Origin of the sequence: Variovorax raffinosi (genome assembly GCF_051216615.1) — a bacterium.
Classification (GTDB): domain Bacteria; phylum Pseudomonadota; class Gammaproteobacteria; order Burkholderiales; family Burkholderiaceae_C; genus Variovorax.
Map to the genome: position 1 here is coordinate 1,069,119 of NZ_JBPJZR010000001.1, position 19,930 is coordinate 1,089,048.

The following is a 19,930-nucleotide window of genomic DNA, read 5'->3' on the forward strand; positions in this document are numbered from 1 at the left end:
GTCAGTGGTCCTTGTCCGGTTTGGGTGTGCGCTTGGGCGCGGCGCGCAAGGCCTGCGCCTCGGCAGACAAGCGCGCCATGTCCCGCGTGATCGAGCGGTCGAGGTCGAGCCGGCGTTCGGTGGCGGTCACCAGCGGCAGGATCAGCTCGCGGTAGGTCACGGCGATCTGCAGCATGGCGTCGGCCAGGCGCTGGCTTTCGCTCGGGCCTTCGGGCGCAGGCTGGGGTTGGGGCTTGAGCGCATCGACCGCGCGCGCCACGTCGAGCATGCTGCTCGCGATGCGCTGGCTGCCGTCCACGTCGGCGCCGCCGAGCTTGCGCTGGCGCACGAACTCGTCGCAGATGGACTTCCAGCGCGCGGCCTCTTCGGCCGTCGGGCTGCCGAGCAACTGGGCAAGCCGCAGCAGGTTTTCTTCGGCGCCGGTGGTCAGGGTCTGCGCCTCGCCGCGGTAGTGGTCGCGCAGCAGCGCATCGAGCTCGTCGTCGCGCATCAGCGCGGTGATCTTGCCCGCGAGCTTGGTCATGTTGCGGTAGCTGCCCTGCAGCTTGAACGGCGGCGCCATGCGGTAGGCCTCCTGCTGCGCGGCCGACTCGATGTACGCAAGGTTGACCTTGAGCAGCAGGTCGCGTGCACGGAACAACCGCAGCAGCAACGCCTTGATCTCTTCGAGTTCGACCGCGCTGTAGGCATGCGACAGCGCGCTGCTCGGCACCTCGTGGCCCTGCGCCATCTTCACCAGCAGTTGCACGTCCTTCGGGTCGCGCGAGGCCAGCGGCATCAGCGTGGGGTTGGACGTGAGGCTGTTCTCGATGTACGAAAGCGCGAAGGCGGCTTCGCGGCCCGAGAGCACGTCGCCAAGGTTGTAGATGTCGGCGCGGTTGGCCAACATGTCCGGGATCTTGAACACGTCGCCCGACTCGGTGTACGGATTGCCCGCCATCACGATCGCGAAGCGCTTGCCCCGCATGTCGTAGCTGCGCGGCTCGCCGTTCCACACGCCCTCGATGCGACGCGTGCCGTCGGCCAGCGCAATGAACTTCTGGAGAAACTCGGGGCTGGTGTGCTGGATGTCGTCCAGATACAGCATCACGTTGCTGCCCATCGCAAGGCCCAGGTTGAGCTTTTCCAGCTCCTGCCGCGCCGCGCTGTTGGGCGCGTTGGCCGGGTCGATGGCGGTCACGCCATGGCCCAGTGCCGGGCAGTTGATGCGCACGAAGATCAGGCCCAAGCGGTCGGCCACGTACTCCATCAGCGTGGTCTTGCCGTAGCCGGGCGGCGAGATCAGCAGCAGCAGGCCCATGCGGTCGGTGCGGCTGCCCTCGCCGGCCGAGCCGATCTGCTTGGCAAGGTTGTCGCCAATGATCGGCAGGTACAGCTCGTCGATGAGCTGGTTGCGTACGAAGGTCGACAGCGGCTTGGCCTGGAACTGGCTGAGCTTGAGCCGCGCCTTCTCGCGTTCGAGCAATTCGTGGCGCAAGCTGTGCAACTCCTCGTAGCCCGGCACCGCGTGCGTGGTGTGGAACAGGAAGCGGCGCCAGAAGTCGTTGAGGTTCAACGTCATGCGGCCTTCGACCACGCGCGAATGTTCGCTACGCAGCCCGTCGACCGTGCGATCGAGCGCCACGTTGACGCGGGTGCGCTGCAGCGGCATGGCGAGCACGCTGGCCGCATCGTCCACCCAGTCGACCGATTGCGGGGCCTGGTGGATGGCGTAGGCACGCACCCAGTCGCGCGCCAGGCGCCAGCGTTCGGCCGGCGGCGCCGCGTCCAGGTCCTGCTGCCATGCCTCGCGACGGCCGCCGCGTTCGAGTTCGCGCAGCAGCGCGGCCGCAAGGTCTTCGCCTGCGCCCGACACGGCCCACGCCTGGCCGCCGTTCGGGCCCGCGAGTTCACGCGACAGGTAGGCCGCGGCCTGATCGCACAAGGTCGCGACGCGGCCCTGGTGCGCGTCGCGCTCTTCGTCGCTGGCCGTTTCCGCCAGAGGCAGAAGGTCGGGCAGCACATCGCGCGCGAAGTGAATCAACGAACGTGCCGTGTCGGCTTCGAGCTGTTCCAGCGCATCGCGCCGGCCGAACAGGGTGTTCATCTGCATCGCGGCACGCGCGCGCCGCAGCAGCGATTCGCGGTGCGCGATCAGGTGGCCGTGCTGCCAGTACAGCAAGGCCAGCGCGCGTTCGGTCGGGCCCCAGGCCAGCAGGCCCGCCTGGTCCTGCATGGCAACGAGCGCGGCCAACAGGCGCAGCGCGTCGTCGTCGTGAATGCCCTTCTGGTAGCCCTCTTGATAACGCGCGGCTGCGAAGCGGCGAACCATCTCCAGCAACTGCGGATGCAACGGGTCTTCGGCCAGCAGCGTCAGCACTTCGGCCCAACTGCGCTCGGCCTTGCCGTCGAGCAATGCTTCCAGCAGGCGGCCGGCCAGGTATTCGGCGCGCGACAGCTCGGGGGTTTCGGACACCAGCGACTGGTTCCAGTAGCGCTGCAACGGCAGCAGCCGGGGTTCGTCCACCGGGCTCTGGTAGTCGGTGCCGGTGACCTGGTAGGCCATGCCTTCGTCGCGGGCCACCAGCGTCAGGTCGATCGGCTGGCGGTGCACGGTGAAGGCATGCCGGCCCAGGCGCAACGTGTCGCCGCCCTCGCTCACCAGTTCGCGCTTGTCGCGCACGGAGCGCAGGGCCTGGTCGCGCGCGGTCTTCAGACGGGTGTCGAGTTCGTCGGCCTGCACGGCGGCGCCCAGCGTGCGCAGGTCGGCAATCAGCGTGTGCAGCTTGCCGATCATCGGATCGGCCGCGAAGTAGCTGTGGACCTGACTCAGCTCGGCGAGCTGCGCCACACGGCGCGGAATGCCGTCGAGGATGCGCCCGGCCGCATTGACCACGCCTTGCGCACGGCGTTGCTGGCCTTCGACCAGGCTCTGGCGCCGGGCAGACAGCGCTTCGTACACCGTCTCGCGCTTCTCGGCGATGTCGGCCAGGAAGTCTTCCTGCTCGGCAAAGCGGCCTTCGATTTCTTCCAGTTGCGCCAGCAGGCGCGTGAGCGCGTCGTCGCACTTCTCGGGCGTGTCGGCGAACTCCAGCGCGTTTTCGACCGCCTGGCTGAACAGCTTGAACTGCGCGCCGAACTCGGCCCGCGCTTCTGTTGCGCCCAGCGACTTGCGCCGCGCGCGTGCATCGGCGCGCATGCGGTTGATGTCCGCATAGATCAGCGAGATGCGGTCGAGGATGGACGTGCGAATGACCGCATCGCCGCCCGGCAGGCTGCCGAGCTGTTCGGTCAGCAGGTCGAGGCCGGCGGCTTGCTCGTCGAGCGTCGCGAGCATCTGGCCCAGGGCCGGCGAGGTCGCAAGGTTCGGCAGTTCGACGGCGAGTCTGTCCAGCGCCTGCCGCTGGCCGTTGAATGCCGTGTCGGCCGCCAGGAACTGCATCGCACGCTCGCCGATGCGCTGCTGCTCGGTCTGAAGCGCCGCGTCCATGGCGGTAATGCGCGGCAGGTCGGCGTAGCGCAGCTCCTTGAGCATCTGCAACGCGCCACGGCGTTCGCGCAGCCGTGCCAATGCCTTCACGAAGTCGTCGGGTGCGCGCCAGATCGTGCTGGCGATGTCGACCAGCAGCGCATGCTGCTCGTCTTCGGCACGCTGCAGCGCACGCGCGGTCTCGCGGCGGATGGTGTCGACTTTTTCGAACTCGGCCAGCGTGCTGCGCGCCACATCGGCGATGCTCTTCAGCTCGGCCATGAGGCCGGTCGCTTCGGGGGCATCGAGCCAGAAATAGGCGTCGCTGACACGCGTGCACTGGCGGATCAGGTCTTCGTAGGCGGCGCGCGTGGGCGCCTGCTCGCGCACCGCGCGGGCAATGCCCATCAGGTCGGACACGCCGCGCACCAGCTCGGCATTGCCGATCTTGCCGAAGAAGCCGGTGGCGGGCGGCTGCGCGCTGACATGCTCTTCGCTGGCAAACGGCGTCTGCCAGAGCTGCATCGGGTGCACGCGCGTCGGCTCGCCGTCGTTGTCGTGGAACACCAGGATGCGGCCGTCGGCAAAGCGCGCGTAGCCGTTGGCGATGATCGGCGTCGCGAGCTTCTTGTCGATCAGGTTGTAGTTGAAGATCGCGTAACGCCCCGGCTTCGGGTCGTAGAAGATGTACGCCACGTCTTCGCCGTTGGGCGAGCGCAGCATGCGCTTGAAGCGCAGGTTCTCGACCGTCTCGGCCGGCAGGTCGAAGCGCTTGTGCTCGCCCGACTGCAGGTAGTAGCCGCCCGGAAAAATGATGCCGTGGTCTTCGGGCAACTGCACGCACGAGCCACCGATGGCGTCGATGCGCTCGACCTGCTGCGTGCGGATGTTGAACACCAGGTAGCGCGTGACCTGCTCGCGGTAGGGCTTCACGCGCAGCAATATCAGCATGCCCAGCTTGGCCCATGCGATCTCGGCGTCGGTCAGCGACTGGCTCTTGTCTTCCACCGGCTCGTTGTAGATGCCCAGGCCGGTTTCGGTGTTGTTCTCGATCTTGACGGTGAGGTCGCCGCCGAGCGTTTCGACGAACACCGTGTCGAGCACGTTCACATGCGGGTGCTTGCCGCCCACGTGGTCTTCACGCGTGGCGATGGTCCACTCGAAATCGTGGCTCGCGGGCAAGGCGATGTCGCGCTCGCCGCGGTTGTCGATGTAGTTGATGCTGCCGTCGCGCTCGATGGCCCAGCGGAACACGCGCACGTCGTGCAGTTGCTGGCCGATCTGGAAAGCGGCGAGCAGCTTGTCCTGCGTCACGCGCAACTGCAGCAGCGTGGCCTGCTTGTAGTAGGCGTACAGCTCGCGGAAGTCGGAGGCGAAGCGCGTGTCTTCGAGGAAGGTGCCGGCCAGCGGCACGGGCTGCAGCTCGTCGCTGTCGCCACCTTCTCCCGGCGACACCAGCCGATACAGGCCGAACACGTCGCCCACCGCCGTTTCCTTGCGCAGGCCGATGAAGACGTTGTAGCCGAACAGCAGCAGGTCGCCGATGCGCACGAGGTCGCGCGCCACGGCGTTGTTCTCGGTGCGTGCGCGGGTGCGCAAAATCAGCGCCTGATCGGATCGACCGAACTCGGCCAGCCGTTGCTCGTTGAGCCCCTGCGTCTTCTTCAGCAGGCCCTCGCCCTGGGTTTCCAGCCGCTTCTTCAGCAGGTCGTAGCTGCCGCTGCCGGACACCAGGGCCTCGGTCTGGTCAGTGGGGACTTGCGCGCCGGCCGGCGCGCCCGTTTCTTCCGTTGGTTGCATAGATCGGCGCGGTCAGTCCGCGCGCAGCAGTGCGAGCAGTTCGTCGCGGTGAGGCTGGGTGTCGAGCCAGCCGCGGATGCGGTCCAGCTCGTCGATGCATTCATTGCCGTAGCGGCGGCGCAGCGCGGCAAGCCGCACCTCGCGCACTTCCTCGGTCTGCAGGCGGCGCTGCCAGCCGTCGGACAGCAGTTCATCGAGCCGGCCCGCCAGGCCGCGGCTGACGATGGCGCGCCACTCGCCCGGGTCGAACCACAGGTTCTGGCAGGCCACGCAGCGGTCGATGCGAAAGTCGGGCCCGGCGCTGACGCGCAGGCGCTGCATGAGGCGGTCGCACGCGGGGCAGTGGCGCACCGCCGTGGCGTCGAACACCTCGATCACTTCGTCGTCGACGGCCTCGGGCACCCGGCTCGCGTCGGCGGCCTTCCAGGCGCGCCAGTCGTCCATGGCCATCACCATGCCGTTGCAGTCGGTGCAATGCACCGCCAGCAGGGCCTCGGCCAGCGCCACGGGCTGCATGGCCGTGTGCGCGGAACAACTGCACTTCAGGTTCGGGTTCATCGCGCGCGCCGCTTCAGTTGCGGAAGGTGGAGATCAGGTTCTGCAGGGCGGTCTTCTGGCTTTCGCTGCCGTCGCTGGCGATCTTGCTCATCAGCGAAGCCACGCTGAGGTTCTGGATCTCGCCGGACGAACTGCCGAGCGCACCGACGATGTCGCGCACATCCTTCACCACGTCGCGGTCGCCCGAGAGCTGGTCCTTGAAGGCCACCTGCAGCGCGTTGCTCTTGGAGATGACGCCGTCGATGCCCTTGCCCACGGAGAGCGAGCGCACGAAGCTGTCGAAGTAATCGCCCGAGCCGCCCACGATGTCGATCTTGGCGTTGGAAAGCGCGGTGCCCAGCACTTCGGCCTGTTCCTTGGCAATGGACGTTTGCGCGTCGATGCCCTTCATGGTTTCGATGTGCGACTTCTCCAGGCGCATGCGGAACTCTTCGTGGTCCCGCGTTTCGGGGCTCATGGACTTCATGGCCTCGAACTTCTCGTGCAGGCCCTTGGCCTCGGCGTTGAAGCGGGCTTCGATCACCTGCGCATCGGCCTGGCCCGACTTCAGCGTGGCCTCGGCATCGGCCGTGCGCACGCTCACCTCGGCAAGGCCGAGCTTTTCCTTGCCCGAAGCTTCTGCATCGAACTTGGCGCGCATGCCGGCGGCTTCAGCCTGCGAGCGTGCCTCGATCACCTGTGCATCGGCCTGGCCGGCCTTGAGGATGGCGTCGGCATCGGCGGAACGGATGTGCACTTCGGCCAGGCCGAGCTTTTCCTTGCCCGAGGCTTCGGCCTCGAAGCTGGCAAGCCGCGCCTGCGCGGTGGCGACTTCCACCTTGGCGGCGGCAAGGCCCGGTGCGGCGGTAATCGCTTCCACGCCTTCGGCTTCGCGCTTCTTCGATTCGGCGTCGCGCTCGGCCACCTTGAGCTTGGCGTCGGCCAACGTGAGTTCTTCGGCCGCCTTGTGGCGTGCGCGCTTTTCCTGGGTTTCGGCCGCCTTGACGTCGATCACCATTTTTTCTTCGGCCTGGCCCTCGGCCATGATCACGACCGACTTCTTGGTGCGCTCGGCCTCGGCCACCACACGCAGTTCCTTGATGGCTTCTTCCTGCTCGGCCACCGTGCGCTCGACCACGATGCGCTCGCGGATCACGTCGGCAATCGCCTTCTTCTGCACTTCGACGGCCTTGTCCTTCTCGATGCGCTGCAGCGTCACTTCTTTCTCGCGGTCGACGATCTCCAGGTCGCGGGCACGCGTGACCTTTTCTTCTTCGATGGCCACCGCGCGCTTGCGGTTGTTCTCGGCGACTTCCTTTTCGCGCTGCACGTTTTCCTGTTGCACCGACACGGTCTGCTCGGACAGCAGGCGCGCGGTTTCGGACTTGGTGCGCTCTTCGGACTGGATCTTGGAGGTCTCGGCTTCTTCGCGGGCGCGCACGCTGGCAATTTCGCGGTGCTGGCGCGAGGTGGCATCGGCCTGCTGGCGTTCGAGTTCGAGCAAAGCCTCTTGTGTCTCGACGTTCTTCTTCTTGATCTGCATTTCCTCGTTGCGGCGCAGCTCGTTGGTGCGCACATGCTCGACCGCCGTCAGCTCGGTGATCTTCTTGATGCCCTGCGCATCGAGGATGTTGTTGGCGTCAAGCTCGGACAGCGGCGTTTGTTCGAGGAAGTCGATGGCCGCGTCTTCGAGCACGTAGCCCGAGAGGTCGTTGCCGATCTGGCTGATGATCTGGTCGCGAAAACCGTCGCGCGCCTGATAAAGGTCGACGAACTCCATCGACTTGCCGACCGTCTTGAGCGCTTCGGAAAACTTGGCCGAGAACAGCTCTTCGAGCGTCTCGTGGTTCGAAGCCCGCGCGCAGCCGATGCCCTGCGCCACCTTCAGCACGTCGTCGGCCGTCTTGTTGACGCGCACGAAGAACTTCACCTTGATGTCCGCGCGGATGTTGTCGCGGCAGATCAGGCCTTCATTGCCGGAGCGGTCGATCTCGATGGTCTTGACCGAGATGTCCATCAGCTCGGCCTTGTGGATGATGGGGTAGACCATCCGCCCGGTGAAGGTCACCTCCGGCTCGGCGCGCAGCGTGTTCACGATGAGCGCGTGGCCCTGTTCGATCTTGCGATAGAACTTGGCGAACATCGCGAACAGGCCGAGCAGGACAACGGCCAGTATGACGACGGCAAAGAGGATGGGCTCCATTTTTTCTCCAGAATTGCTTTGAGAGCGAAAGAACAGTTGATGGGTGAAGTCGCGCGGTCGGTCAGACGGTGTCGTCGTGCGGCGCGATCAGGTAGCGCGCAGCCACCTCGTCGTATTCGATGATCAGCGCTTGCGAGCCGCGCTTGAGCGTGTTGGGCACGGGCGCCCATACGCGGATGTTCAGGCTGGCGCCGCGGCGCGCCACTTCGGCGCGGCCGTCTTTTTCGTTCACCGCGCCGGTGACGACGCGGCACAACTGGCCGACCAGCGCCGCGTTGGTCACGGCCGTGTGGCTCACGAACAGGCCGCGCAGCGGGCGGATGGCCACGGCCGTGACGGGAATGGCAATGACGGCGCTGGCCACCAGCAGCACGGTGCCGGCCAGCAGCTTGAGCGGCATCGTCGGCACCAGCGGCAGCAGCCATTCGCCGCCGAGGCAGCACACCGTCCACGACACCAGCACCAGCAGGCTCACGGCCACCGAGAACGGCACGCCGTTCAGGCCGAAAGCCACCACGTAGCTGGCAATGTGGCCGATGTCGCTGCTGTCGCCATCGGCGTGCGTGTGGACGTGCACATCGAAGTCGATGCCGCTGTGCTCGATGTCGACCATGCCGAGCACTGCAAGCACCCAGTAGATCACCACGACGCCCAGCAATACCGTGTAGATCGCGGTGGGGTAACCCGTCACCGCTCCCATGAAATCGCCCATTGATCCTCCCGCGTGCGGGTTGTTGTTCGTTGTTCTATCTGCGGCCCGGCTTCCCTGTGCCGGTGCCCTTCTTTCCACTGCTGGCGAATGCGATCAGGTCGCGCGTGGCCCTCTCCTTGATGGCCAGGCGGTCTTCAGGTGCAAGACCATAGCGCGCCGCCAGGAACTCGTAGTCTGCCGCATTGAGCGACACGGTCAGCCGGGGCCGCTTGGGCTTGGATGTGGTGGCGAGGCCGAGCACCTGCCGGATCTGGTCGGACGTGGACACATGCTGCGCGAAGGCCGCCGTGCGCACGGCTTCCAGCACGGCCTCTTCCACGTCGAACGCCACCTGCACGGCGCGTATCGCCTCATCCGAGCCTTGCCAGCGAACCGGCTTGACCCGCACGGTCATTGCGAGGCCGGGCCCGACGGGTTGTTGGCCTGACGGGCGCGAATGCGCTCCATCACCTTGCCGGCGCGATCGGCTTCGGTGCCGATGCCCGCGGCGGCCAGCTTCTTTTCAAGCGCGCTGTGGCCGAGTTCGTTTTCGAGCGACTGGCTCGCCGTCATGCGGTCGGCCAGGTCTTCGTGGCGCGCGCGGATGCGCTCCAGCGACTCGCGCGCATTGGCCAGGCGCGAACCGCCGCTGCCGATGTTCTCGGAGATCGATTGCGTCGCGCGATAGACGCTCTCGGTGGTCTTGGCAATGCCGATCTCGCGCTCGTGCTCGCGGATGCGCGCCTCGGCCGACTTGATCAGCTCCTTGAGGCGGGACACCTGCAGCGCGTAGGACGCGTGCGCCTTGGCCTGCTCTTCAAGCTCCTGCTCGAGCGCGCCGACCTTGGCCGCCACGTCGAGCGCCAGGCCTTCCTGCGTCTTGTTGAGCGCTTCGAGTGCCAAGCCTTCATAGCGCGTGGCTTCGTTCTTCAGGCGCTCGATCTCGCGGGCCGATTGCATCTCCTTGGCCATCACGCCGGTGAGATCGCCCTTGGCCTTCTCGATGCTGTGCTTGGCATCGATGATTTCCTGTTCGTAGATGCGCGTGGCGTTGCTGTCGACCACGCTTTCGCCGATTTCGCGTGCGCTGCCGCGCAGCAAGGTGACCAGCTTCTTGATGACTGTCATGGTGATCTTCTCCGCTTAGTTCAGGAATTCGGACAAGGCGTCGAGGGCATCGAGCGCGTTGTCACTGAGCACGGCCACTTCGCGTGCAATATCTTCGACGCTCGCATCGCGCCCCAGCGCGCCGGTGAGCACGTAGCGGCCATCGACACGGCCGAAGGACGAGAGCGGCACCGAAGGGTTCAGGTCGAGCAGCGATTCGAGCAGCTCGGTACGGCGCGCGGGCTTCACTTCTTCCTCGGTCCAGAGGTAGCAGATGCAGATGATCTGCATGTCCGAACTGGTGATGAAGATCGGCAGCTCGTCGCGCCCCTCGATGCTCACCTGGACCACCGGCGTGCTGCCCGGAATGGGCTGCAACTGCACCGGCAGGCCTCCCATCGCGGCGCCGGCCAGCGTGTCCAGTCCCTTGAGTTGATCGAGCAGTGATTGCATACCTCTCCTTGTGGTTGAGTACCGATGGAAGCGGGCGGGCTTCGATGGGTTCAATGTAGGCGCTCCGACATAACATGTCAAACGAGTTATTTGGTTCACCTCATGACTTAAGGCACTTGCACGCTCTCTAGAATCCGCCGATGGCAAGTCCCATCAACCCGGCCCGCGTCGACTTCGTCACGCTGCGCCTCTTCTGCGCCGTCGCGCAATCCGGCAGCATCACCAAGGGCGCGGAGGCCTGTCACCTCGCGCTGTCGGCGGCGAGCCGGCGGCTCTCCGACTTCGAGGCGGCCACGGGATCGAAGCTCCTCGAACGCAGTTCGCAAGGCATCGCGCTCACGCCCGCGGGCCACGTGGCCATGCAGCATGCGATGCGCTTGTTCCAGGGTTTCGAGCAGTTCAGCAACGAACTCAACGACTACTCGAGCGGCGTGCGCGGCCACGTCCGGCTGTGGGCCAACATGTCGGCGCTGACCGAGTTTCTGCCCACGACGCTTGCCGCCTTTCTCGGCCAGCATCCCGACATCCGCGTCGAGGTCGAAGAGCAACTGAGCGGCGACATCGTGCGCGCGCTGGTCGACGGCCTGGCCGATGTCGGCGTGTTCGCCGAGAACACGCCCGCCTACGGCCTCGACGTCGCGCCCTTCCAGACCGACGAGCTCGTGGTTCTGTGCGCCAGGCAACACCCGCTGGCCCGCACACGCGCAAGGCAGGTCGACTTCAAGACGTGCCTGGCGCATGAATTCGTCGGCTTGAACCGCAGCAGTTCACTGCTGGAACTCACATCGCGCGCCGCCGAGCAGGCCGGCATTCCGATGCGACTGCGCGTGCAGGTGCGCAGCTTCGATGCGATGTGCCACATGATCGCGGCCAACCTCGGAATCGGCGTGGTGCCGCTGGCCGCATGCAAGGCGCAGGTCACGGCGCTGGACCTGAAGGTGGTGCGGCTCAAGGAAGCGTGGGCTACGCGGCGGCTGCTGATGGCGACGAAGACCGGGGCGGCACTCGCACCGGCGGCGAAACTGCTGGCCGAGCATCTTCTGCAACAGGCCGGAACATGACAGTGTCAGACCTGCTTTTACCGCTCGGCGCGTGTGCCCTCCTGCTTGCCACCAACGTCTACATGGCACGACGCATTCGTGCGATCGACGAGATTCCGCTCCGCAAGAACCTGCTGCTCATACTGGTCTGGGTCCTTCCTTTCATGGGCGCATTCATGGCATGGATCCACCTGCCCAGGCAGCCCCGTGCACCGAGAGCTGTTGCAGGACCACGGCCTGACGGTTTTTCGACCGAGGAGGCACTGGGGGAGCTCGTGCTCGACGAGGAGCATTCATTTCCGCTGATCACCCATATGTGCATCAGCAACGGACTCCCCTTTCTCGATTGGCAGGCGCTGCATGCATGGGCAGGCTCGATGAACGATGCACATCGCGAGCGCCTCGCCATCGAACAAGGGCAACGCGCGTGGCTGCTTCATCTCAGGGACGCGCTGGGACCTCACTTCCACCTGTACGAATCGGAGGGGGCCTTTGTGCTGTCATCGCTGGAAGACACGGTCGTGGTGGCGACGGCTGCATATGTGGCGTCCACCCGCAAGCGAATCCAGCATGTTCTCGCCGGCGTCGCGTATTTCGAGGAACACCACAAGAGCATCCTGCTGGTCGTCGACGATGAAGAGACGTACTACCGCTACGTGTCGAACTACTACCCGGAGGGCGGCGAATTTGCCCTCAGCGGCGGCATGTTCATCAATGCGGGTTGCGCCCATTTCCTGGTCAAGCGGGCCGAGCTCTCGGCCATTGAACCCGTCATTGCGCACGAGATGACGCACAACGCCCTCGCGCATCTGAAGCTGCCGAGATGGCTCGACGAAGGGCTGGCCGTCAACACCGAAAGAAGGCTCACCGGTGCCATCCCCTCACTCGCCACGCCTCGAGAATTGCAGCGCATGCATCTGAGGTTCTGGGGCGAAACGGAAATTCAGGAGTTCTGGTCCGGCCAGTCCTTCTTCAGGACGGACGACGGCAACCTTCTGTCCTACGAACTCGCGCGCATTCTCGTCGAGCAGATGGGGCGAGACTGGGCGTTGTTCGCGCGCTTCGCATCGAATGCGAAGCGCGATGACGGCGGCGCCGAAGCGGCTCGAGACATTTTCGGCACAGACCTTGGCGCCTATGTCTGCGCCCTGCTCGAACGGGAGGCCGACCCTCGCTGGTCGCCCAACCCGGCGGCCTGGTTCACGCACGAGCCGGAAGACAGCCCCGCCTGATTGCGCATCGGCTCAGGCGACCAACCCTCATCCCCCACCGCGCACCCGCCCCAGCCCCAGCTTCTCCATCGCCTCGTGCGCCTCCACCACCATCAGCGCCACCTCCGCCACGCTGACCCGCAGGGTCGTCGCGCGTGCGCGCATGTGCTCGTAGGCCTTGGCCTCCGTCAGCGCCTGTGTTTCGACCAGCATCCGGATCGCCTTCTCGATCTGCCGGCGTGACTTGATCGTGTCTTCCAGCTTGCTGACCTTGCTCTGCAGGCGCTCCTGGTAGCCGCGCGACGAGCGCGCCAGCACCAGCGTGCTCAGCACGCCCGACGAGCGGAACGGGCGGGTCAGCACGCCATGCGCGCTGGTGTCCAGCAGCAGTTTCAGCGTGGTCGGGTTCTCGTAGTCGGACAACGCGATCAGCGTCGCTTCGACCGCGCTGGCGCACCAGCTCGTGCTGTCCTGCAGCTCCTGCGACACCTGGAAGAAGATCACGTCGCAGCCCGTGGGCGGCGCGGCGGGAAAGGGCCAGATGATCTTGAGCCGGCAGCCGATGCGCTTGAGCTGGTCGAGAAGAATGTCGCGGTCTTCGCCCGGCGGATACACCACCGCGACGCAGACGCTGCGCAGGTCATCGTAGAGGCGACGCAAACTGCTCATGACATCAACTCAGCCAGAACTCGGAAAACCCGAAGGTCGACAGGTAAGGGTCGGGCTTGACCGGCCCCGCGCCCTCCCACAGCAGATCGAACTGCCCGTCGCTGCGGCACACGCCGATGCGGGGTGTCAGAAAGCTGTGGTTGTTCTCCGCGTCGATCGACAGCGGCCCCTCGGGCGACTCGAAGCGCACCGTGCGCACGGCGTTGACGAGCTTGCGTGTATCGAGGCTGCCGCTGCGCTCCAGCGCCCGCGCGAACAAATGCACCTGGCTGTAGGCCGCCTCGGACCACATGCTGGTGGGCCGGTCGCCGAAGCGCTTGCGCCACAGCGCGCTGAAGCGGTCGTTGCTCTCGTTCTTCAGAGAACTGAAGTACGTGGCCGAGGTGATGTGCCCCGCGCAAGCCTCCACACCGGTCATGCGGACCTCTTCTTCCACCATCGACAGGCTGGCGATCGGCATGCGCTGCGGGTCGAGCCCGTGCTCGCGGTAGATCTGGTACAGGCGCCGGGCCGACTGGCCGACGATGGTGCAGAAGATGACGTCGGGCTGCGCATCGGCAATGTCGCGCATGACGTCCTGCAACTGCGCCTCGGTGGCTTCCAGCGGCACATAGACCTCGTCGAGAATTTCGCCGCCGTGCTGCTCGACCATCTCGCGCATCACGCGGTTCGACTCGCGCGGAAAGATGTAGTCGGCGCCGATCAGGAAGAAGCGGCGCCCCCTGTTCTTCAACAGGTAGGCCGCAAGCTGCACGCTGTTCTGGTTGGGCACCGCACCGGTGTAGATGACGTTGGCCGAGTACTCGAAGCCCTCGTAGAACGAGCAATACCAAAGCAGCGCGTTGTTGCGCTCGATCACCGGCAGCACAGCCTTGCGGCTCGACGAACGCGAGCAGCCGAAGATCACGTTGACTTCGTCCTCCAGCAGCAGCCGGGTCGCAAGCCGGCGGTATTCATCGGCATCGCCCTTGGGGTCGTAGGCGACCGGCAGCAACGGCCGATCGAGCACGCCACCCAGTCCGTTGATCTCCTCGATGGCCAACGCGGTGCCGAAGAAATGCTCGGATTCGGTCACGCCAGTGGCGCCCGAACGCGAATGCAGCACGCCGATGCGCCAGCCATCGTCGGCAGGGGCGGGTTTCTCAGTCTTCATCGGCTTTCTCCATCGTCATTCAAACAAGGGGGCGCATACGGTACGCCCTCCCGAACCGCGAGCACGATCCGTGCCTTCGCGCCGGGTCACACCCGAAGATGCTCGAACACGGCCCCGGTGGCGCCACCGGCCTTCGCATCGCCTTCATCGACCAGCTCGCCTTGCTTCAACACCACGTAGCGATCGGCGACCTGCAATGCGAACGGCACGTTCTGCTCGACGATCAGCATCGTGGTGCCCCGCCGGGCCCGTTCTTCGAGCAGTGCACGGGCCAGGCGATCGATGACCGAGGGCTGGAGCCCTTCGGTGATCTCGTCGAGCAGGATCACCGAGGGCCGCATCATCAGTGCGCGCGCCAGCAGCAGCATCTTCTGCTCGCCACCGGAGAGCGTACCGGCATCCTGACGCAGGCGGGTCTTGAAGACCGGGAACAGCGGATCGATGTCGGCAAAGCGCTCGTCGAACGAAGACTCCTTTTCCAGCCCGAGCCGCAGGTTGTCGCGAATGCTCAGGTCGGCAAACAGCGCGTGCTCCTGCGCCGCATAGGCGATGCCCTGGCGGGCGATGCGGTGCGGCGGCTGCCGCGTGATGTCGTGCCCCTTCAGGTGGACGTGGCCGCTTTTCTTGGGCAGGTAGCCCATCACGGTCTTCAGCAGGGTGCTCTTGCCCATGCCGTTCTTTCCCAACAGTGCCACGGCCTCGCCGGCCGCAATGTCCAGCGACAGGCCGCGCAGCACCACGGAAGCGCCATAGCCGCTGGTCAGGCGCTCCAGCTTCAGCGCCGGCGTGCTCATGCGGCCTCCTGCGGTGCGTGGGCGCTGCCCGCGTAGATGGTCTTCACCAGCGGCGAATTCACCACCTCCTCGAAGCTGCCCTGCATCACGATGGTTCCCTGGTGCAGCACCACGATGCGCGTGGCGATCTGCTCGACAAAATCAAGGTCGTGCTCGACCAGCAGGCAGCACAGCCCGTGGCGGTGCGCGAGCGAGGACAACACCTCGCCGATCTGCGAGCGCTCGGTCTTGGTCAGCCCCGCGGTGGGCTCGTCGAGCAGCACGATGCGCGGCTCCAGCGCCAGCACCATCGCCAGTTCGAGCGCTTGTTGTTCGCCATGCGAAAGGTCGCGCGCAACGGTGGACAGCTTGGCGTCGAGCCCGGTGGTGCGCACCACATCGAGGGCATAGGCCGGCAGGCGCAGCGCGGCGTCTTGCCGAAGCAGCGAGGGCCGCTCGAGCAGCGTGCCCGCGATGCGCAGGCATTGCGCCACCGTCAGCGACTCGAAGATGTTGGCGTTCTGGAACTTGCGGCCCAGCCCGAAGCGCACGCAGTCTTCGGGCGGCAGCGCGCGAATGTCATGGCCGCACAGCACCACGGTGCCGGCACTGCGTTCGGCGCCGTCGCTCATGCAGCGCATCAGCGTGGTCTTGCCCGCCCCGTTCGGACCGATCAGCCCGACCAGTTCGCCGGCATGGGCGTCCAGGTCGATGCCTTCCAGCACCTTGAGCGCACCGTAGTGCTTTGCCACCTGTTGCATGTGCAAGGCCGGTGCCGACGTCTGCACGGCAACGTTCCTCGGCTGGCGCTCCTGAAGCATCGGCTCGCGCGCGGCGATGCGGCCCAGCCCGAACGGCTTGAGCAGCAACGGCACCAGCCCCTGCGGCAACAGCACGATCACCAGCACGAAGGCCACGCCGACGATCAGTTGCCATGCGAAGGGCATGTAGCCGCCCAGATAGGCCGTGGCCACGTTGATCAGCACTGCGCCGATCAACGGCCCCCATAACGTGCCGCGCCCACCCAGCGCAACCCAGATGATCAGCTCGGTGCCCAGCGCGAAACCGGTCAGCTCGGGCGCCGCCACGCCACTGAAGGCGCCGTAGCCGAAGCCCGCGATCCCCGCGACCACCGCCATGACGGTCAGCAGCGCGATCTTGACCATGGCCGTCGGAATGCCGAGGTAGGTGCAGCGCGATTCGTTGTCGCGGATGGCGGCCAGCACCCGGCCCGCATCGCTGCGCACCAGCAACCAGCCCAGCACGCCGAACACGGCCAGCATGCCGCCCGCCACCCAGTACCAGGCCTCGATCGAAAGATCGAAGCTCTCGTAGCCGGTCAGGCCCGAGCTGGAGCCTGTCCACTGGCCGCCCGACAGCAGCAGTTGCGTGAGCACGATCGGCAAGACCAGCGAGATGACCGTCGCGAAGAACGGCGAAGCCCCTCGATAGAAAGACAACCAGCCCACCAGCGCCCCGACCGCCGCACTGACGGCGATGGCCGCGCCCAGCGCCAGCACCGCCGTTGAAGCACTGAAGCCGCCATGCGTGAACACCAGCCCCGCCGCATAGGCACCGATGCCGAAGAAGGCTGACTGCCCGAAGCTCAGGTAGCCCGTATAGCCCCAGAGCAGGTCGACGGTGATCGCGGCGATGGCGAAGAAGAAGGCCTTGATGAGGATGTTGAGCAGGTAGGTGTCGAACACCCACGGCCCGGCCACGATCAGCACCAACCCGATGCCGCCCAGCACCGTCAGCCCACGGCCGGAGCGCAGCGTGGCGCGCAATGAAGAAGGCGCCGTGGAAGCCATTGCAATGCTCTCAGCCACGCGCGAACCCCTTCGGGCGAATGCGCAGCGTGACCGCCGCAAGCACCGCGATGGTCAGCCCGCCGAGCACCGGGTTGGCATACGTGCTCACCAGCACCTGGCAGGCACCGAACACCACGCAGGTCAGCAGCAGGCTCGGCATCGAGTGGCCCGAGACCATGACCAGCATGAAGGCGCTCACCAGCCAGGGCAGCCCCATGTTCGGATCGACGCTCGACAGCGGCGTGATCATGGTGCCCGCCAGCGTGCCCAGCCCGGCGCCCAGGCTGAAGGTGATGAAGCGCACGCGCCCCGCATGAATGCCCAGCCCGCTGGCCAGTTCCTCGTTCATGATCACAGCGCGCGTGCGGATGCCGAAGCGCGTGCCGTTCAGCAGGCCCGCAAGCAGCAGGCACATCGCGATGGCAATCGGCACCAGCAGCAGGCGATAGGCCGAATAGTCCACGCCGCCGATCGACCACGTGCCCGCCAGCGGCGCATCGACAAACTGCACCTCGCGCCCGAACGCCATCACGATCAGTTGCCCGACGACGATGCCCAACCCCCAGGTCGCAAGGATCGCGTCGAGCGGCCGCTTGTAGAGCGGCTTGACGATCAGCCACTCCACCAGCATGCCGGCCACCACGCCGACCACCAGCGCCAGCGGCCAGCTCAGCCACGGATCGAGCTTGAGCTGGGTCACCACATAGCTCGCGTAGCCGCCGAGCGTGAGCAGCGCGCCATGCGCAAAATTGACGATCTTCATGACCCCGAAGATCATCATCAGCCCGGCGGTGACGATGAACAGCATCGCCGCGGTCGTGAGCAAATCCAGCAACAACACCATGTAGCGGCCTCTGACTCTTGGTCTGCGACGTTATTTCAGGTTCGGGCATTGCGCGCCGGGATCGACGCTCGCGAAGGTCTCCAGGATCTTGATCGATCCGTCCGCCTGCACCTGCCCCAGGCGCATCGACAGCGGCGTGTGACGGCTCTTGTTCATCGACACCGCACCGCGCGGGCCGGTGAACGACACCTCGCCCAGCGCCTTGACCACCTGGGCCGCATCGACCGAGCCGGCCTTTTCAACCGCCGCCTTGTAGAGAAAGAAGGCCTCGTACTGCGGCTCCGACAGCTCGTTGGGCGTCTTCAGGTCGGCGCCGAACTTCTTCTTCATCGCATCGAGAAACCTCTTGTTCTCGGGAATGTCGATGCCCGTCAGGTACGAAGCCGACATGTACATGCCGCTGGCCACGTCGCCCATCGTCTTCGCCGTGCCCTCGTCGATCGCGAGGTTGCCGTAGGGCAGCGTGAGGCCCGCGCCCTTCAGTTGCTTGGCCAGCGACACATTGGGCGCGCCGCCCGCGGTGGCGCTGATGAGTGCGTCGGGCTTGGCGGCGCGCAGCTTCGAGATCACCGAGGTCCAGTCGCTGCCGTCGATCGGCAGGTATTCCTCGCCCACCACCTTGCCGCCCTTCTGCTCGATGTACTTGCGGGTGAAGTCGAGCATGCCCCGGCCGAAGGCGTAGTCGTTGCCGACCAGGAAGAAGGTCTTGGCGCTCTTGCTCTTGAGGAAGTAGTCGACCACCGGCGCCACCTGCTGCTCGGGCACCCAGCCGTTCACGTACATCCAGTTGTTGCACGAGCGCCCTTCGTAGAACGAGGTGTAGATGTACGGCACCTTGCCCTTGCTCACCACCGGCAACGCGGCATTGCGCGCGGCGCTGTTTTCCATCGCGATGATGGCGGCCACCTTCTTCTGGAACACCAGCGTGTCGAAGGCCTTCTGCGCGCCGACGGCACCGGAGGCGTCGTCCACGATCTCCAGTTCGACCTTGCGCCCGAGGATGCCGCCGGCCGCATTGATCTCGTCGACCGCAAGCTGCGACGATTGCACCGCAGCGGGCGCTACGACGCTGTTGGCACCCGACAGGCCGACCGCCACGCCGATACGAAGCGGGTCGGCGGCCTGGGCATTGGCGCCCAGCAGGACTGCGGCCGTCAGGGCGCCGAGGCGCAGGAGGGAAGTGATCTTCATGTTCAAGGTCCTCTCGAGGTTCGATGGAAAGTTTTTGAGTGAGTGACAGCAGAAAAAAAGCGAAGGGGTCAGTGCCGTGGCAGCGGCCAGCCTGTCCCCAGCATCGGGTCGTAGATGTCGTCGCGGCGGTCGCGCAGCACATCGTTGAATGCGTTCAGATGGCGCGCCTGGCGCGACGCCTTGAGGTTGATACGTGCATAAAGAATCTCCTCGCCATCGTGCGAGGCGGGCCCGGCAAGAGGCCAACCCTGTGCCCCCACGATGAGGCTCTGCCCGACAAAAGGCTGCCCCCGCTCGGTGCCCGTGCGGTTGGCGCACACGATGTTCAGCCCGTTGCTGTGGGCACTGGCCATTGCCAGCGTGGTGGCCATGGCCGGGCGGTCCTCGGGTTGCTGCGGCATGGGCACCCAGTTGGTCGGCATGCAGACGATGTCCACGCCCTGCATCGCCAGCAGGCGGTATGCCTCAGGGAACCAGCCGTCGTAGCAGATCAGCACGCCCAGCCGGCCCAGTTCGGTGTGAAACACCGGCAGCCCCTTGTTGCCGGGTTCGAAGAACAGGTGCTCGTCGCCCCACAGGTGCAGCTTGCGGTAGGTACCGAGCCAGCCACGCGGGCCGAGCACGGCCGCCGCGTTGTAGAGCCGGTCGTCTTCGCGCTCGGCGATGCCCGCGACCACGTGCACATTGCAGCGGTGGGCCACCTCGGCCCAGGCCTGCGTGCTCGGCCCATCGGGCACGGGCTCGGCCAGCGCGAAGGCTTCGGCACGGCTGGCAAACACGTAGCCGCTGTTGGCCAGCTCGGGCAACACCACGATCGACGCGCCCTGCGCGGCCGCCTGCTCGATCAGTTGCACCGATCGCGCGACGTTGGCGGCCGTGTGGCCCACATGCGGCTCCATCTGCACACTCGCCACGACGAGGTCCGGAAAACCCTGGCTTTCTTCCACAGTCATTCAAGCTCCAAAAAGCAAAAAGCCCTCGACCCCGCTTGCGCGTTGT

The 19,930-nt window shown here is 65.9% G+C and carries 16 protein-coding genes; 2 read left to right on the top strand and 14 right to left on the bottom strand.

All coding sequences use genetic code 11. From position 1 onward, the window contains the following. Position 1: 1 nt before the first annotated feature. The 7 genes from ACSFB7_RS05090 to ACSFB7_RS05120 all read right to left on the bottom strand — a co-directional run bounded on the left by ACSFB7_RS05090 (position 2) and on the right by ACSFB7_RS05120 (position 10,239). Entirely contained in the window at positions 2–5,248 is a 5,247-nt protein-coding gene (locus ACSFB7_RS05090) for a DNA repair ATPase (RefSeq protein WP_435467655.1), read from the bottom strand. Positions 5,249–5,260: 12 nt separating this feature from the next. Then, positions 5,261–5,806 carry a TFIIB-type zinc ribbon-containing protein gene (locus ACSFB7_RS05095; protein ID WP_435467657.1) on the bottom strand — a complete coding sequence of 182 codons (546 nt, stop codon included), beginning with the start codon at positions 5,804–5,806 and terminating at the stop codon, positions 5,261–5,263. Positions 5,807–5,819: 13 nt separating this feature from the next. Next, entirely contained in the window at positions 5,820–7,988 is a 2,169-nt protein-coding gene (locus tag ACSFB7_RS05100) for a flotillin family protein (protein WP_435467659.1), read from the bottom strand. A 61-nt stretch (positions 7,989–8,049) separates the two neighbouring features. Further along, positions 8,050–8,700 (bottom strand): ubiquinone biosynthesis protein, encoded by a 651-nt coding sequence (locus ACSFB7_RS05105; protein ID WP_435467661.1) that lies wholly within the window; start codon positions 8,698–8,700, stop codon positions 8,050–8,052. A gap of 34 nt (positions 8,701–8,734) precedes the next feature. Next, positions 8,735–9,094: a hypothetical protein gene (locus ACSFB7_RS05110; RefSeq protein ID WP_435467663.1), complete on the bottom strand. Its 360-nt coding sequence runs from the start codon at positions 9,092–9,094 to the stop codon at positions 8,735–8,737. After that, positions 9,091–9,807 (bottom strand): PspA/IM30 family protein, encoded by a 717-nt coding sequence (locus ACSFB7_RS05115; RefSeq protein WP_435467665.1) that lies wholly within the window; start codon positions 9,805–9,807, stop codon positions 9,091–9,093. The genes ACSFB7_RS05110 and ACSFB7_RS05115 overlap by 4 nt, the downstream gene beginning before the upstream one ends. Before the next feature lie 15 nt (positions 9,808–9,822). Further along, complete coding sequence (locus ACSFB7_RS05120; protein WP_187109236.1) at positions 9,823–10,239, bottom strand: YjfI family protein; 417 nt, start codon at positions 10,237–10,239, stop codon at positions 9,823–9,825. A gap of 140 nt (positions 10,240–10,379) precedes the next feature. On the opposite strand from ACSFB7_RS05120, the gene ACSFB7_RS05125 reads away from it, so the two are divergent. Continuing rightward, positions 10,380–11,300 carry a LysR family transcriptional regulator gene (locus tag ACSFB7_RS05125; protein ID WP_435467667.1) on the top strand — a complete coding sequence of 307 codons (921 nt, stop codon included), beginning with the start codon at positions 10,380–10,382 and terminating at the stop codon, positions 11,298–11,300. Beyond that, positions 11,297–12,511 carry a hypothetical protein gene (locus ACSFB7_RS05130; RefSeq protein WP_435467669.1) on the top strand — a complete coding sequence of 405 codons (1,215 nt, stop codon included), beginning with the start codon at positions 11,297–11,299 and terminating at the stop codon, positions 12,509–12,511. Before ACSFB7_RS05125 ends, ACSFB7_RS05130 begins: the two co-directional genes overlap by 4 nt. 27 nt (positions 12,512–12,538) lie before the next feature. Here ACSFB7_RS05130 and ACSFB7_RS05135 read toward each other — a convergent pair whose 3' ends face one another. From ACSFB7_RS05135 to ACSFB7_RS05165, 7 genes are all read right to left on the bottom strand, one after another. Further along, a complete protein-coding gene (locus ACSFB7_RS05135) occupies positions 12,539–13,159 on the bottom strand; it encodes an ANTAR domain-containing response regulator (protein ID WP_435467671.1) in 621 nt (206 codons plus the stop codon). A gap of 4 nt (positions 13,160–13,163) precedes the next feature. Then, the gene (locus ACSFB7_RS05140; protein ID WP_435467673.1) at positions 13,164–14,312 is read right to left on the bottom strand and encodes a transporter substrate-binding domain-containing protein; all 1,149 of its coding nucleotides are present in this window, start codon (positions 14,310–14,312) and stop codon (positions 13,164–13,166) included. Between the two features lie 86 nt (positions 14,313–14,398). Beyond that, the gene (locus tag ACSFB7_RS05145) at positions 14,399–15,106 is read right to left on the bottom strand and encodes an ABC transporter ATP-binding protein (RefSeq protein WP_435467675.1); all 708 of its coding nucleotides are present in this window, start codon (positions 15,104–15,106) and stop codon (positions 14,399–14,401) included. After that, positions 15,103–16,896 (bottom strand): ABC transporter permease subunit, encoded by a 1,794-nt coding sequence (locus tag ACSFB7_RS05150; RefSeq protein WP_435467677.1) that lies wholly within the window; start codon positions 16,894–16,896, stop codon positions 15,103–15,105. The genes ACSFB7_RS05145 and ACSFB7_RS05150 overlap by 4 nt, the downstream gene beginning before the upstream one ends. A 10-nt stretch (positions 16,897–16,906) precedes the next feature. Beyond that, positions 16,907–17,740, bottom strand: coding sequence for a branched-chain amino acid ABC transporter permease (locus ACSFB7_RS05155; protein ID WP_435467679.1), 834 nt, complete (start codon positions 17,738–17,740; stop codon positions 16,907–16,909). A gap of 30 nt (positions 17,741–17,770) precedes the next feature. Continuing rightward, positions 17,771–18,931, bottom strand: a complete 1,161-nt coding sequence (locus tag ACSFB7_RS05160) for a substrate-binding protein (RefSeq protein ID WP_435467681.1) — start codon at positions 18,929–18,931, stop codon at positions 17,771–17,773. A gap of 68 nt (positions 18,932–18,999) precedes the next feature. After that, complete coding sequence (locus ACSFB7_RS05165) at positions 19,000–19,884, bottom strand: nitrilase family protein (RefSeq protein ID WP_435467683.1); 885 nt, start codon at positions 19,882–19,884, stop codon at positions 19,000–19,002. Positions 19,885–19,930 lie beyond the last annotated feature (46 nt).